Below are 14,127 nucleotides of genomic sequence, written 5' to 3'. Positions count from 1 at the left end.
ACGTATGAATGAATTCGTGGTAAGGTTGCCGGCATGGGACAACGAGAGCAGCTCCTTGAGGGGGCGAAGCGGTGCATCGTGGAGCGCGGTTACGCCCACACCACCGCCCGGCACATCACCGCCGCGTCAGGAGCCAACCTCGCCTCCATCGGCTACCACTTCGGCTCGAAAGAGGCGCTGCTCCGCGAGGCCCTCATCGACATGGTTCAGGACTGGACCGACCTGTGGCAGGTCATGGTGCCCACCGACGCGACGGACCCGCTGGTGGGCTTCGAGGAGACCTGGCAGCAGATCGTCGACAGCTTCAAGGACAACCGCCCGCTGCTGGCCGCCAACTTCGAGGCGCTCACCGCCGCCGAGCACGCGCCCGATCTGCGCGAGCGGCTCGGCGAGGCGCTCGCTTCCGCCGCCGCGCCCGAAGGGCTTCCCAAGCTGCTCGGCGCGGACGAATCGCTGGACGAGAAGTCCACGCGCGCGGTCGGCCGGCTCTATCTCACCCTGCTCCAGGGACTGATGGCCCAGTGGCTGATCAACCCCGAGCTGGTGTCCGTGAGCGACCTGACCGAGGGCCTGCGCGTGCTCCTCGGCCGCCCCTCGGCCGACCGGCGCGAGGACGACCAGGGGGAGGAGGATTCGCGCCCAGCACGTGAGGCACTCGGCACCGCATCTTCGGCGAACAACAGTTGAGTTGATTCTTGGGGGACTCCTGTGTTCCAAATGCTCCTTTCGTCGGTCACTGCCCCACCCGCATTCGTTGACTACTCGGACGTTCCGGAGCACTGGACCGGACGTGACCTGCTGACCTCGGTCATCTCCTGGTACGGGCTCGACCCCGTGCTGGCGGCGCAGCGCGCGGAAGAGCTGCTCGGCCCGTGGGATCTGGCCGAGGCGGAGATCACCCCGGTGCGCGAGTACTCCCCTGCGATGATGAAGAAGGTCAGCCTGCTGATCACGCTTCTGCCGGAGCCGCAGCCCCTGGCGGTCGACGCCCTGCTGAGCGACGCGGGGTCGCCGCCGACATCCTGGATGAGCGCGTGATCAGCGTGCCGTTCTCCCCGCCGTACGCCGCATGTGGCCCGCGCCGCGCCGGGTCATGCGGGAGACGTCCGTTTCGGCGAACCCCGTGCCCAGCGACAGCTCGGTCGGCAGGTCGGCGCGGCGCTTCACGTTCAGCTTGCGATAGACGCGGGTGAGGTGCTGCTCGACCGTGCTGACCGTGATGAACAGGCGCTCGCTGATCTCCCTGTTGGTGTAGCCGAAGGCCGCGAGCGCGGCGACGCGCCGCTCGGCGTCGCTGAGCGCGGCCGCCTCGCCGAGGCCCTCGACGCCGTCCTCCTCGCGTGGCTGCAGCCGCGCGAGGAGCGGCCCGGCCTCGCACGCCTTGGCGATCTGCTTGGCCCGCCTGACCATCAGCCGCGCCCGGGTGATGTCGCCGAGCTCCTGGTAGGCGTCGCTGAGGTCCGCGTACGCCCAGCCGAGCTCGAGCAGGTCGCCCGAGCGCTGCAGCAGGGTCATCGCCTCCTGCAGCCGCGCCGGCCGCTGCCGCAGCTCGGTGACCGACGCGAGCAGCCGCAGCGCCCTGCCGTGCACCCGCGGATGCGTGCCGCCGGCGATGGACAGCTGCTCGGTGATCTTCTGCCGGGCCTCCTCGACCGCGCCGATGTGCAGGTACGTCTTGGCGATGGCGTAGCGCCAGTCCACGAGCGCCGGGATGTCGAGGTCCCAGCCGCGCAGCAGCGCGCCGCACTCGTGGAAGTCGCTGAGCGCCGCCCTGGTGCGGTTGGTGGCGAGGTAGTAGTCGCCCCTGGCCTGCAGGAAGAGCGGCCACAGCGTGGTCTGCGGCAGGTCGCCGGGCACGCCCCGCTTGATGATCTCGGCCGCCTCGTCCAGATCGCCCATGGCGACGGTGGCCCGCAGCAGCACCGTCAGCGGCAGGCCGAGGAGCACGCCCCAGCCCGTACGCGACATGCCGCTCAGCGCCTGCTGGGCGTAGCGCCGGGCCTCGCCCAGCTCGCCGTGCTGCACGGCCAGCCACGACCGCATGCCGGCCAGCGCCGCCGTCCACCTGGTGAACCCGCGCGCCGCCCCCTCGGTGCCGAGCATCTCGCACCAGCGCACCGCCTCCTGGTAGCGGCCGGTCTGGCCCAGCGTGAGCAGCGCGCCGAAGACCGCCTCCAGCTCCGCCTCGGCGAGGTTGCAGCTTTCCAGCAGCTCCTGGGCGGCGCCGACGATGTCCTCCTCCGACTTGCCCAGCAGCAGGTTGCTCAGCGAGAACTCCCGGGTGTCCGCCGTCTTCGGCCCGTCGGCCTCCCGCTCCACGAACATCGTGGGGAAGAGCAGCCGGATCCACTCCCTGGTGAAGCAGAGCCTGGCCTGCTCCCGTGGCTGGACGCCGCAGGCCCGCGCCGCCGTCCAGTCGTAGACGACGGCCGCGCGGCGGGTCCAGCCGTGCCACAGCAGATAGCGGCTGAGCGCGCGGGCGTCGGTGGGGGCGAGCTGGCCGCGCGCGAACGCGTCCTCGAGCGGCGCGAGGAAGCGCAGCGCGGCGGCGGGGCGGTGGCACCAGTTCGCCCGGGCCAGCTCGGTCAGCATCGCCGCCCGCGTCGCCTCGTCGTCGCAGATGAGCCGGCCGAGCTCCAGGCAACTGATCGCCCGGCCCTGGTCGTCGTGCACGAGCGCCGCCTCGGCGGCCTCGCGCAGCACCGACACCATCCACGGGTCGGCCTCCGCCGGCGTGGCCGGGCTGGCCGCCAGCAGGTGGTCGGCGATGTCGCCGGGCTCGGCCCCGAGCTGGTACATGATCCGTGCCGCCCGCATGTACATGACGGACTGCCGGTCCGGGCTGAGGTCTCTGAGCACGGCCTTGCGCATCGTCGGATAGCGGAACTGGCAGCCCTTGAGCAGGCCCGCCGCCTCCAGCGCCTCCAGCGCGGGCAGCACGTACGCGGGCTTCACGCCGAGCAGCTGCGCCACCGAACCGGTGCTGGCCGAGCGCCCGAGCAGTGCGACGCCGCGGGCCGCGTCGAGTATTCGCGGATCCCACCGGTGCAGGCAGGACAGGACCGCCTGATGCAGATGCCGGCCGACGCCCACCTGCGGGCCCTCGGGCGTCCAGCCGCCGTGCGCCACGTCCCAGTAGTCCTGCACCATGGCGTGCAGCAGCAGCGGGTTGCCGCCGCTCAGCCGGTGGTACTCGGGGGCCAGCCGGGCGGCGGGCTCACTGCCCACCTTGTCCCGCAGCAGCTCCTCCACGCCCTCGGGCGACAGGCGGGTGACCCGGACCTGGACGCAGTTGGGGCGGCCCGTCAGCTCGGCGTTGAACAGCGAGTTCACCGGGCGGCGCTGCGCCAGCGCGGTCACGGCCAGCAGCAGCGGGGCGTTGGCCATCCGCCGCTGGATGTAGAGCAGAGCCTGCAGGCTGGGGCCGTCGACGTTGTGCACGTCGTCGACGGACAGCAGGATCGGCTGCCGCTTGGCCAGCTCCACGAGGACCCCGCACAGCCGTGCCGCGACGTTCGTGAGGTTATGCCCCAGCGCCACCGGGTCGGGCACTCCGGAGATGCCGTTGACCGGTTCCGGCGCGAGGGTCTGCTCCACCTCGTCGGCCAGCTCCTGAGGTAACTCGACGGAACGAAACAACTGTCCGAGCGTTCCCAGGGGAAACATTCGCTCCGCACGCGACCCGGCGGCTTTCATCACAAGGAACCCGGCCGCACCGGCCTCACCGGCGCACGCCTGCAGTAATGCACTCTTACCGGTGGCGCCGGGCCCGGTCATCACGATGATTCCACCGGTCCCGGCCAACGCCTTGTCCATCAGGTTTCGGAAGTTCGCCAGTGCCTCTGCACGTTCGATGAGCTGCATGGCCCATGCCTCCAGCCGGCCACCCTAGTCGTCGTACTCGACCTGTTTACTTTCCTTTTCAACTGAATTTCTGCGATCGCCTCGGCGCCCTTCGTCCGAGAGAAGGGGTTGCGGGGCAGGGTGACACGCAGGGGAAACGTCATTATTCGACCGTCCGGATCGTGATTTCGGGACGGTGGTACGCCGTATGGCCCTCGCAGACGATGCAGGGCAGGACGGGGTGCCCGCCGTTCCGGCGGTGACTCCTGCCCTGGCCGCCGCGTGCTCGATCTCGGCTACGAGGCCTGCCGCGGTCGCCGCGGCCCCCTTGACGGCGCGCCGGTCTTCGTGCCGCACGCGCACGCCCCCGCAAGCCTCGCCCTTCAGCATGTCATGCTGAAGGGCGAGCATAAAGTGCAATAATCGCCGGAGCATCTGATCCTCCGGCATTCGACGATGTCACCGTACGTATAGCCACACGTCCCCCGTCGGCGTCGCGGATCATCCTCCCCTTCAGACACCACCCCTGACAGCCTGTCGGCATTTCCTGACAGACTGCCCGAAGAGGGATCTGTCGGACAACATGACGGCAGTATATGTGGATAGATCACTTTTCGACCCCTAACGGCCCCCCTATATCCCCTCGAATCATGGAGCCATGTGGGACAACCGGTGGTTAAGGTGTGCAGGATAGGGAAGTGTTCGCGTTCAGCGATCTGTACGCATCGTTCACACATCCGCACCCTTGAGTGTGCGCTTTCCACCGGCTTCACCGCGCCTGCGCGCCCCATTAACCCGCCCGCCATCTTGGCGGGGTGGAGGTCGCAGCGATCACGGGCGCGACCGGTCGGGGCCGGTCAGCCACCTCCGGAGTTCGCCGTACCGGAACTGGTACGTGGCCCCGGCGACGCGCAGCAGCCCGGCGTCACACGCCCATCGGCAGAACGCCGCCGGCCGCCACGGCAGCCGCCCGCGCACCGCCGCGCAGATGACGCCGAACACGTACCGCAGCCCGGCTTTGTACGCGATGAGCGCGACCACGAGCCCGAATACGAGCCCGAGCGCGAGACCGAGCCCGAGCCCGGACACGAGCGAGGTCAGCGCCCAGACCGGATCTCCAGTGAGGGCAGCGTGTACAGGATTCCCACCGTCATCAGCACCACGCCGATGATCTGCCCCTGGTTCGCGGCGGTCTGCAGGTCCCCGCTCATGCCCTGGGCCGCCCATGCGAGCGACGTCACCAGGATCCCGACCGCGACCAGCCACAGCCCGCGGTTCCACCACCGTGACGACGGCGCGCGTCCCCACCGAGTCCCCACCAACGTATGATGTGCCGCCCTGCGCCGCTGAGCATCGCCCCGATGGCTGATTGTTCTGAATCGGTGATCGGGGTGGCCGTCCTCGCCGTTCCCGCGCCGCCGAACAGGTCGAGATCGTGTTCGGCTCACGCGATGGCGACGCGCAGAAGGCCCCCACTCGCCGCAGCGGGTGGGGGCCTTCTCAGTCTGGTCGGCCGCAGTTTATGGCAACCGGTCCAAAACGACCACCCGTCCGGCCTGCCCCGCCTCGCCGGCGCGTGCACGAGTCGTCGGACGCCGGCCGTGCCGGCGGTGCGGAGGCGAAGCAGGCGCTGGGCAAGCGCAGGCGGCCGCACTCTCGGCTGTCAGAGGCCGGGGGTGCTACGTGAGCCGGCGCGGCGATCAGCGCAAGCGGCCATGCGCTGTGGATCATCGCTCCTGACCACTGTCGCGATCCTCATCGGTGGGCGTACGCGTGCCTGGCGTGCGGAAGAGCGGGCGACGGACCTCGTGAGGGCCCCTCCTACCGCGGTCGGCTTCTACGCAGGTGCACTGGGGTCCAACGGTGCAGCGGTGGAAGACGCCTCACTTCGGGCCGCAGATGCCCATGGCCTTGCCGATCAGGTCGGGGTCCTCGGCCGCGTCGAGGAGCGCCATCGCGTAGTCGGCGCGGGACAGCTGCATGGCGCCGCCCGTCGCGTTGTCTTCGAAGTCGATGTGCACTCTGCCGGCGGGCGGCTTGTCGTTCAGCATGGTCGCTCGGGCGATGGTCCAGTCGAGGTCGCTGACCTGCAGCATGCCCTCGGCCCTGGCCAGGTCCACGTAGGCCTGGCGGAAGAACAGCCAGGCCAGCGTGACCGGGAGCCGGGGGCGGGTGGCGGGGATCGAGCGGCTGCTCGTCATCACCACCCGCCGTACGCCTGCCTCCCGCATGGCGGTGATGAGCGTACGTGCGATGCCGCTGCCGCCGACCGCTGAGATGACGGCGTCCTGTCCCTGGACCGCCGCCCGTACGGCGTCCAGGTCGTGCGCGTCGCCCTGGTGCACCCCCGCGAGGGCGCTGCGGTCGGTGAGCAGTTCGGGGCGGCGGGCGAACGCGGTGATCTCGTGCCCGCGCTCGGCGCCTTGGGTCAGGACGTGCTTGCCGGTACGGCCGGTCGAGCCGATGACGAGGATCTTCATGACGATGCACCTTTCCATATGGCTGTTTGCACTATAACTATGGAAGCAGGCTATAGTGCAAATTGCATTAGTGAAGTTGATCCACCAAGGCGCCTGTCCCGCCTGGAGGCGCATACCTCAAGGGCGGGCGCCAACGGCAATCCCTCAGGAGTCACACGATGTCTGACAAGATCCGGACAGAGAACGCCGCGTCCGACCACTCCGCGTCCGACCACTCCGCGTCCGACCACTCCGCGTCCGACCACTCCGCGTCCGGCCAGGCCCTCTCCCCCGGCCAGGGCGCGTCCCCGGGCACCGCATCCGCGAACGGCGAGTACGCCGAGATCGCCACCCTGCTCACCCGCCTGGCCGAGGCGTGGAACGCGGGCGACGCGACCGCGTACGCCGCCCTCTTCACCGAGGACGCCGACTACATCACCTTCGACGGCAGGCTCACGCAGGGCCGCGACGCCATCGAGTCCTCGCACCGGTGGCTGTTCGACGGGCCGCTCAAGGGCTCCACCATGGCCGCCCCCGCCGACACCCGGTTCAAGAGGCTGGCCGACGGCGCCGTACTGGTGATCTCCACGGGCGGCACCACCCTCAACGGGCAGCTGCGCACCTCGACGGTCTCCTTCACCGCCGTCCGCACCCCGCAGGGGTGGCGTTTCGCGTCGTTCCAGAACACCAGGGTGTCGCACTGACCTGGAGCGCGCTCCAGGTCCTGGGTCAGGATGTCGCCTTGACCTGGAGCGCGCTCCAGCTCCTAGCGTCGATCTCACCGCCGACGCCTCGCTCTGGTCGACGGATCATTCGCCCCCTCTTAGCCAATGGGAGAAGACGCATGAAGACCGTACAACTGGGCCGTACCGGTGAACAGGTCAGCCAGCTCGCCCTGGGCTGCATGATCATGGGGACCGTCACGCCGGAGGACGAAGCCGTCACGATGCTCGACCGGTACGTGGACGTCGGCGGCAACTTCCTCGACACCGCCGACTGCTACTGCTGGTGGGAACGTCCGGGAAGTTTCGGCGGTGAGAGCGAGGAGCTGCTGGGCCGCTGGCTGAAGAAGTCGGGCAAGCGTGACGAGGTGTTCCTCGCCACCAAGGGCAGCGCCGTCGTACGTGACCTTGACGCCGTGTGGAAGGACGGGAAGGCGGACTGGGACGCCGCCTACCGCACGTTCGTCGGCGCGGGGGCCAAGACGTTGCGCGATGCGATCGACGGCAGCCTGCGCCGGCTCGGCACCGACCACGTCGACCTGTACTACGTGCACGTCGACGACCGTTCCACGCCTCTGGAGGAGACGCTCGAAGCGCTGGCCGGCATCGTCCAGGCGGGCAAGGCCCGCTACATCGGCTGGTCGAACGTACGGACCTGGCGGCTCGAGCGGATCCGGCAGCTGTGCGCCCAGCACGGCTGGCCGGCGCCGGTCGCGCTCCAGCAGCAGCACTCCTACCTGCGGCGCCGCGCCGGAGTCCGGCACATCTCGATCGTGGACGACGAGCAGCTCGACTACCTGGAGACGCACGACGACCTGACGCTCGTGGCCTACTCCCCCATACTCAAGGGCATCTACGACGACCCGGAGAAGCGGCGCGGGCACGGCGCGATGATCCCGTACGAGGGGCCGGACGCCGAGGCCAGGATCGCCGTGCTCACCGAAGTGGCCAATGAGGTCGGCGTGACCCCGAACGCCCTGGTGCTCGCCTGGCTGATGCACCAGACCTCGCCGGAGATCGTGCCGCTGATCGGGCCGCGCACCCTTCAGCAGTACGAGGCCGCGCTGCCGGCGCTCGACGTCAAGCTCACCGACGAGCAGCTCCACCGCCTCGACGCCGCCGGCGCCTGAGCAGGGGCACGAGCGGGAACGCCGCGGCCGGGCGGACGGCACGGTCGGGCAGGCTCGCGGCCGAGCGGACGGCACGGTCGGGGAGGCTCGCGGCCGGGCGGACGGCACGGTCGGGCAGGCTCGCGTGGGGACGGGGGCGCGAGTCTCCCCGGGCGCCCTTCAGCGCGCGATCGGCACGTTCTGGACCTTGCCGAGGCCGTCCACCTCGAACGTCATCGCGGTGACCTCGGGAGGCGGCGCGGGGAAGTAGATGTAGCCGCGCTGGACGCCGCCCGGGCGGATCGTCGTCACCGCGTTCTGCACGTAGAACCCGTCGCCCGCCCTGGTGCCGTAGTAGCGGGCCTTGCTCGACTCGTCCACGAGCGTGATGCCGCTGTAGGCGGCGCCGGTGACGAACTCGTGCGGAGTGCCGGCCCTGAACGGCTGCGGCACGGGCACCGCGATGCCTTCGGTGTCGGTGTTCTCGATCTCGAAGGGGGCGACGAGGAAGGCGCCGTCCCGGTAGAGCGGGTGGACGTGCAGCTTCAGCTTGTCGCGGGTCAGCGTGCCGGCCTCCGGCCCGAGATCGGGGCGGAAGGGCGCGGGTCCCGCGGCGCGTGCCGTGCCCGGGCTCGCCGTCGTCGTCCGGGTGACCTCCGGCGCCTGGGTCTTCAGCTTGTAGGAGATCTCGACGCGGCGGTTGCGGGCCCGGCCCTCGGGGTTGTCGCTGCCGTCCTTCCTGGCGTTGGGGGCGATGGGCTCGCTCTCGCCCTTGCCCGCGGCGCGGTACTCGTACTCGGTGCCGAGCAGGCGCCGGAGGTGGTCGAGGACCGCCTGGGCGCGGCGCTCGGACAGCTTCTGGTTGTAGGCGTCGGAGCCCTTGCTGTCGGTGTGGCCCTCGATGAGGATCGGCGGCCTGGCCGGGTCGGCGCGCTCGCGGGTCTCGCGGGCCACGTCCTCGAGCACGGCCGCGGCCTTGTCCGACAGGGTCGCCTTGTCGAAGGCGAAGAGCACGTCGGTCCGCAGGGCGACGGTCTCGTCGGTGCCCTCCTGGGTGCGGGACTTCTCGGGCGTCTCCACGTACTCTCGCACGTCGGCGACGTACGACCAGGCATCGGACGGGGGCGGCGTGACCGGCCACCGGTACACCGAGCCGGGCTCGGGGGTGCCGTCGTCGCCGGGCGCGGCGGACGGCTCGGGCGCGCCGTCGGTGACCGGGATGCCGGTCAGCTCGCCGAGCCCGCCGGCGAGCACGGTGACCTGGCGCACGCCGGCGGGCAGCGGCGGGAAGTAGACCTCGACCGGGTAGCGGGTGCCCTTCCTGAAGGACTCCGTGGGGTTGTGCTTCCTGGTGCCGTAGGCGGTCTCGCCGTCCTGCTCGCGCAGGGTGAAGTACACCTTCCTGCCGACCGGGTCCAGCAGCCAGAAGCGGGCGAAGTCGCTGTTCAGCGTGCCGTAGCCGAAGGTCGGCGTCTGGTAGTCGGCCGTGGGGACCGACAGCTCGAGCTTCAGCGCGGTCAGGTGGCGGTGCCGTTCGACGGCCTTGACCGTCAGGTCCACCGGGGCCGCCGCGCCGACCTCGCCCGTACGGGAGAACGTCTGCGCCGGGACCGCGGGCGTCGGGGGTGTCGGGGGCGCCGAGGGCGCGGTGGTCTTCCGCCCGGCGTCGGGCGTGGCCTGCTCGGGCGTGGTGCATCCGGCGATCATTGCCACGACGGCGAGGGACGCCGCCACCAGAGCGCTGCGCACCACAACCTCCCCCAGAGCGGGATCGTTCGCGCCGGTATGGTACCGGGTTCCGCTCAGCGGCTCGCCTTGATGAGCAGAGCCGTGAGCCGCTCGCCCAGCTCGTCGTCCAGGGGCGCGTGCTCCAGGATGAACCGGTACCACAGCACGCCGTACACGATGTCGATGAGCAGTTCGACGTCGGTGCCCGCGGCGATCTCGCCGCGCGCCACCGCCCTGTCGAGCAGCACGCGCAGCGCATCGCGCCGCTTGAACAGGAACTTCTCCTTGAACTCGGCCGCGAACGCGGGGTCGAGCAGCGCCTGCGCCATGAGCCCGATCAGCGTGGGCCGCTGCCCGCGCTGCGCGAACGTGGCCTTGAGGAACGCCATGAGGTCATCGGGCAGCGACCCCTCGTCCGGGAGCTGGATCGCCGTCTCGGCGCGCTCCAGCAGCGACTCCAGGACGACGTCGGCCTTCGACGACCACCAGCGGTAGATGGTCTGTTTCCCGCATCCGGCGCGCCGCGCGATGCCGTCGATCGTCAGCGCGGCGTAACCGCGTTCGTCCAGCTCGGCCAGCGCGGCGGCGAGGATCGCCGCCCGCGTGGCCTGGCTGCGTGGGCGTCCCAGCCGTCGCTCGCCTGTCATGGAACCGACTTTACAAGACGCGGCGTCTCGAATAGAAACGAGACGAGACGTCTAGAAAAGGAGACGACAGTGCGAGTAGTGATCATGGGCGGCACGTCGGGCATCGGGCTGGCGACCGCCGCGCTCCTGGCGGGCGAGGGCGCCGAAGTGATCGTCACGGGACGCGACCCGGAGCGGCTGGCCGCGGCCAAGAACGCGGTGCCGGGTGACCTGGCGGGGGCCGAGCAGGTGGACGGGACGTCCGAGTCCGAGGTGGCCGCCTTCCTGGGGCGGGTCGGGACGTTCGACCATCTGGTGCTCGCCTTCAGCCCTGGCCCGGTCGGCGCCGGGACTCTGGCGGAGACCGACCTGGCCCACGTCAGGGCGGCGTTCGACGGCAAGCTCTTCCCCTACCTGTACGCGATCAAGCAGGCGCAGGTGACCGGGTCGGTGACCATGGTGTCGGCGGCCAGCGCCCGCGCCGGCCTGCCCGGCACGTTCACCTTCGCCGCCGTGAACGGCGCGATCGAGCGGGTCGTCTCGCCGCTCGCGGCCGAGCTGGCCCCGGTCCGGGTCAACGCCGTCTCACCGGGCGTCGTGGACACGCCGTGGTGGTCGTTCCTGCCGGAGGAGCAGCGGCGGGCCCAGTTCGCGGCCGCCGCCCAGACCATCCCCGCGGGCCGGGTGGGCAAGCCCGAGGACGTGGCCGCCGCGATCCGCTACCTGATCGGGGCACCGTACGTGACCGGCTCGATCCTCCCGGTGGACGGCGGCTTCACCGTCGCCTGACCCGCGGACGAGCCGGCGTCAGCCGAGGTCGTCGAAGCGGCGGAAGGCGGCCTCCACCTGCGCGGGCAGGTCGGCCGGGTCCTCCGCGAGCCGCATGGCGGTGTGGAGGCAGGCCAGCGAGACCTGAGTGGCGAGCGTTGCCGCCATGGGCGTGGCGTCGTGCGGCGGGCACCCTGCCGGAACCCGCGGGCTTCTTCGCCGACGCCCGCCTCCCGCTCGCCGATCACGAGATCCGCCACTACGGCCAGATCGTGGCGGTGGTCGTCGCCGAGACGCTGGAGCAGGCACGCGACGCCGCGGCGCGGGTCGAGGTCGCCTGCGAGACGCGGCCTCCGAACGCCGACTTCGGCCGGGCCAAGCGCCACGCGGTGCGGCCGCCCGAGATCCCGGGGCTCCCGCTCGGCCGCGTCATCGCCAAGCCGGAGGACGTCGACATCGAGGCGGCGCTGGCCGCGAGCGAGGTCAGGGTGGAGGCGACCTACGACGTCCCGCCCAGGCACCACATGATGATGGAGCCGCACGCGGCCGTCGCCGCCTGGGACGACGGCAAGCTGACGATCTACAGCGGCACCCAGGGTCCGGTGGCGCACGCGATGGAGCTGGCCGCCGTGCTCGGCGTCCCGCCCGCCGATGTGCACGTCATCAGCCCGTACGTGGGCGGCGGGTTCGGCGGCAAGGCGTTCACCTGGGCGCCCGCCATGCTGGCCGCGGCCGCCGCCCGCGCGCTCGGCCGCCCGGTCAAGATCGTGACGAGCCGGGAGCAGCTGTTCACCGTGACCGGGCACCGGGCGGCGTCGTCGCAGACGATCGGCCTCGGCGCGTACCGGGACGGGCGGCTCCACGCGATCAAGCACCACACGGTCAGCGAGAGCCTCGTGGAGGACCCCGGCTACCGCGCCGCCCAGAAGTACTACGCCACCCCGAACGCGCACATCGAGCTCTCCATCACCCCTGGCATGAACCTGCCGCCCGCCACGATCATGCGCGCCCCCGGCGACGAGGCGGGTTCCTACGCCCTGGAGAGCGCCATGGACGAGCTGGCCGACCGGCTCGGCATGGACCCCATCGAGCTGCGCGTGAAGAACCACCTGGCGAATACGCTGATCGGCGGGATCCCGTACGCGAGCAAGCACCTGGAAGAGTGCTACCGCGTCGGGGCCGAGCGCTTCGGCTGGTCGCGCCGCCCCGCGCGGCCCGGTTCCCTGACCGACGGCGACGACCTGGTCGGCATGGGCATGGCCACCGCCGTGCTGGACGCGGGACGGGCACCGACCACCGCGCGGGTGACCTTCCGCCCCGACGGCACCGCCACGGTGGCCTGCGCGACATCGGACGCCGGCACCGGCATGGCGACGATCATGGCGATGACGGCCGCCCGCGCCCTGGGAGTGCCCGCGGATCGGGTCGTGCCCGCGCTCGGCGACTCCCGGCTGCCCGTCGCGGGCGCCGACGACATCTACGGCGCCATCGGCTCGGCTGCCACGGCGACCGTGACGGCCGCGATACTCGCCGCCGCCCGGGAGGCGATCGACGCGCTGGTCCGGCACGCCGCCACGGCCGAGGGCTCGCCACTGCGCGGGGCGGGCGACGTCCGGTACGAGGAGGGCTGCCTCATCGGCGCGGGCACGTGCACCGGGGCCGGCGAGGCGCGGCACGAGAAGGGCCGCCTCATCGGGGCGGGCACGTCCATCGGGTTCGGCGAGCTGCTCGGGCTGACCGGGACCGCCGAGATCGGCGCCGACGGCACCAGCACGGCCCCGGACGACGGGCACGCGCACGCCTCGTACGCCGCGCACTTCTGCGAGGTCAGGGTGAACCGGTGGACGCGCGAGCCCCGCCTGTCCCGCTTCACCACCGTGGTGGACGCCGGGGCGATACTCAACGCCGTCACCGCCCGCAACCAGATCACGGGCGGCGTGCTGTTCGGCCTGGCGGCGGCCCTGTGCGAGGAGGGCAGGGTCGAGGCCGCCACCGGCCGGATCTCGAACGCGGACCTCGCCGGCTACCTGCTCCCGGTCAGCGCCGACGCCGTGGAGATCGACGTGCACTTCCTCGACCATCCCGACACCGGGCTCGGCCGGCGGGCGCGCGCGGCATCGGCGAGCTCGGCACGGTCGGCGCCGCCGCGGCCTTCGCGAACGCCGTCTTCAACGCCACCGGCGTCCGCGTCCGCACCCTCCCGATCACCGTGGACAAGCTGCTCGGGTAAGGGGTCTAGGTCTGCGGCCCGCGCCGGGTCAGGGAGCGGGCCAGGGCGACGGCGACTTCGGCGTTCATCGGGGCGTGGCCGATGAGCAGGCGGTACCACATCAGGCCGAGGAGCTGGTCGACGAGCAGATCGAGGTCGGTGTCCGGGGACAGGTCGCCCTGCTCGACGCCGCGGGCGAGCAGGGCGCGCAGCTCGTCTCTGCGGCCCGCGGTGAAGCGGCGCAGCCCCTCGGCGGCCACCGGGTCGCGCTGGGCCTCGGCCATGATGCCGCGCAGCAGCCCGGAGACCTTCTCGGCGGTGGCGAAGGTGGCGGCGAGGAAGGTCTCCAGATCGTCGGCGAAAACGCCGGTGTCGAGGCCGGGTGTCTGCTGTCTGGCGCGTTCGGCCATGGCCTCGAGCAGGACCGCGCCCTTGGAGGGCCACCAGCGGTAGATGGTGTGCTTGCTGACTCCGGCGGCCTTGGCGATGGCGTCGATCGGGACGGCCGCGTAGTCGTTGGCGATCAGCAGGTCCGCGGCGTGGTCGAGGATGGCCTGCCGGACGGCCGGGTTGCGCCGCCGTCCGGTGTGCGGGCGTGGCGCGGGGTCGGGACTCACGCGGCCGAGCCTAACACTTGCGGGAACCGCCGGTTTCGGTATGTGT

The 14,127-nt window shown here is 71.3% G+C and carries 14 protein-coding genes; 6 read left to right on the top strand and 8 right to left on the bottom strand.

The annotated features are described in order from the left end of the window. The first annotated feature begins 33 nt into the window (after nucleotides 1-33). Together WBK31_RS11765 and WBK31_RS11760 are read left to right on the top strand one after the other, a co-directional pair. A complete protein-coding gene (locus tag WBK31_RS11765) occupies nucleotides 34-687 on the top strand; it encodes a TetR/AcrR family transcriptional regulator (RefSeq protein WP_364067737.1) in 654 nt (217 codons plus the stop codon). A gap of 30 nt (nucleotides 688-717) precedes the next feature. After that, a complete protein-coding gene (locus WBK31_RS11760; protein WP_364067739.1) occupies nucleotides 718-1,038 on the top strand; it encodes a hypothetical protein in 321 nt (106 codons plus the stop codon). Here WBK31_RS11760 and WBK31_RS11755 read toward each other — a convergent pair whose 3' ends face one another. From WBK31_RS11755 to WBK31_RS11740, 4 genes are all read right to left on the bottom strand, one after another. Next, a complete protein-coding gene (locus tag WBK31_RS11755; RefSeq protein WP_364067741.1) occupies nucleotides 1,039-3,864 on the bottom strand; it encodes an AAA family ATPase in 2,826 nt (941 codons plus the stop codon). It abuts the gene before it with no gap. Between the two features lie 810 nt (nucleotides 3,865-4,674). After that, a complete protein-coding gene (locus tag WBK31_RS11750; RefSeq protein ID WP_378789699.1) occupies nucleotides 4,675-4,932 on the bottom strand; it encodes a hypothetical protein in 258 nt (85 codons plus the stop codon). Nucleotides 4,933-4,940: 8 nt separating this feature from the next. Beyond that, nucleotides 4,941-5,162 carry a hypothetical protein gene (locus WBK31_RS11745; RefSeq protein ID WP_406674796.1) on the bottom strand — a complete coding sequence of 74 codons (222 nt, stop codon included), beginning with the start codon at nucleotides 5,160-5,162 and terminating at the stop codon, nucleotides 4,941-4,943. A 564-nt stretch (nucleotides 5,163-5,726) separates the two neighbouring features. Next, complete coding sequence (locus WBK31_RS11740) at nucleotides 5,727-6,323, bottom strand: NAD(P)H-binding protein (RefSeq protein WP_364067747.1); 597 nt, start codon at nucleotides 6,321-6,323, stop codon at nucleotides 5,727-5,729. 158 nt (nucleotides 6,324-6,481) lie between these two features. Between WBK31_RS11740 and WBK31_RS11735 the strand changes: the two genes are divergently transcribed. After that, entirely contained in the window at nucleotides 6,482-7,006 is a 525-nt protein-coding gene (locus WBK31_RS11735) for an SgcJ/EcaC family oxidoreductase (RefSeq protein ID WP_364067749.1), read from the top strand. Between the two features lie 140 nt (nucleotides 7,007-7,146). Next, complete coding sequence (locus tag WBK31_RS11730) at nucleotides 7,147-8,154, top strand: aldo/keto reductase (protein WP_406674795.1); 1,008 nt, start codon at nucleotides 7,147-7,149, stop codon at nucleotides 8,152-8,154. Between the two features lie 159 nt (nucleotides 8,155-8,313). Here the strand turns inward: WBK31_RS11730 and WBK31_RS11725 are convergent, their stop codons facing one another. Together WBK31_RS11725 and WBK31_RS11720 are read right to left on the bottom strand one after the other, a co-directional pair. After that, nucleotides 8,314-9,882, bottom strand: coding sequence for an OmpA family protein (locus tag WBK31_RS11725; RefSeq protein WP_406674794.1), 1,569 nt, complete (start codon nucleotides 9,880-9,882; stop codon nucleotides 8,314-8,316). Nucleotides 9,883-9,935: 53 nt separating this feature from the next. Next, nucleotides 9,936-10,508: a TetR/AcrR family transcriptional regulator gene (locus tag WBK31_RS11720; RefSeq protein WP_364067755.1), complete on the bottom strand. Its 573-nt coding sequence runs from the start codon at nucleotides 10,506-10,508 to the stop codon at nucleotides 9,936-9,938. Nucleotides 10,509-10,577: 69 nt separating this feature from the next. Here WBK31_RS11720 and WBK31_RS11715 point away from each other — a divergent pair, with 69 nt between their 5' ends. Further along, entirely contained in the window at nucleotides 10,578-11,276 is a 699-nt protein-coding gene (locus tag WBK31_RS11715; protein WP_364067756.1) for an SDR family oxidoreductase, read from the top strand. Between the two features lie 18 nt (nucleotides 11,277-11,294). Here the strand turns inward: WBK31_RS11715 and WBK31_RS11710 are convergent, their stop codons facing one another. Further along, a complete protein-coding gene (locus WBK31_RS11710; protein WP_406674793.1) occupies nucleotides 11,295-11,423 on the bottom strand; it encodes a hypothetical protein in 129 nt (42 codons plus the stop codon). Between WBK31_RS11710 and WBK31_RS11705 the strand changes: the two genes are divergently transcribed. Further along, nucleotides 11,414-13,570 (top strand): xanthine dehydrogenase family protein molybdopterin-binding subunit, encoded by a 2,157-nt coding sequence (locus WBK31_RS11705; RefSeq protein WP_406674792.1) that lies wholly within the window; start codon nucleotides 11,414-11,416, stop codon nucleotides 13,568-13,570. The two genes, WBK31_RS11710 and WBK31_RS11705, sit on opposite strands and share 10 nt — an antisense overlap. On the opposite strand, the gene WBK31_RS11700 is transcribed toward WBK31_RS11705, so the two are convergent. After that, the gene (locus WBK31_RS11700) at nucleotides 13,491-14,081 is read right to left on the bottom strand and encodes a TetR/AcrR family transcriptional regulator (RefSeq protein WP_364067761.1); all 591 of its coding nucleotides are present in this window, start codon (nucleotides 14,079-14,081) and stop codon (nucleotides 13,491-13,493) included. The genes WBK31_RS11705 and WBK31_RS11700 overlap by 80 nt on opposite strands. Nucleotides 14,082-14,127 lie beyond the last annotated feature (46 nt).

Origin of the sequence: Nonomuraea sp. N2-4H (assembly GCF_045291505.1) — a bacterium.
GTDB classification, from domain to species: Bacteria; Actinomycetota; Actinomycetes; order Streptosporangiales; family Streptosporangiaceae; genus Nonomuraea; species Nonomuraea fastidiosa.
The sequence above is the reverse complement of the archived record's forward strand: the minus strand, read 5'-3'. Positions and strand labels throughout refer to the sequence as shown.

Bases quoted from the DNA above. Each gene is read 5' to 3' on its own strand.
- WBK31_RS11740 (WP_364067747.1), bottom strand. From the start codon at position 6,323: ATGAAGATCCTCGTCATCGGCTCGACCGGCCGTACCGGCAAGCACGTC.
- WBK31_RS11735 (WP_364067749.1), top strand. From the start codon at position 6,482: ATGTCTGACAAGATCCGGACAGAGAACGCCGCGTCCGACCACTCCGCG.
- WBK31_RS11760 (WP_364067739.1), top strand. From the start codon at position 718: ATGCTCCTTTCGTCGGTCACTGCCCCACCCGCATTCGTTGACTACTCG.
- WBK31_RS11720 (WP_364067755.1), bottom strand. From the start codon at position 10,508: ATGACAGGCGAGCGACGGCTGGGACGCCCACGCAGCCAGGCCACGCGG.
- WBK31_RS11765 (WP_364067737.1), top strand. From the start codon at position 34: ATGGGACAACGAGAGCAGCTCCTTGAGGGGGCGAAGCGGTGCATCGTG.
- WBK31_RS11730 (WP_406674795.1), top strand. From the start codon at position 7,147: ATGAAGACCGTACAACTGGGCCGTACCGGTGAACAGGTCAGCCAGCTC.
- WBK31_RS11710 (WP_406674793.1), bottom strand. From the start codon at position 11,423: ATGGCGGCAACGCTCGCCACTCAGGTCTCGCTGGCCTGCCTCCACACC.
- WBK31_RS11755 (WP_364067741.1), bottom strand. From the start codon at position 3,864: ATGCAGCTCATCGAACGTGCAGAGGCACTGGCGAACTTCCGAAACCTG.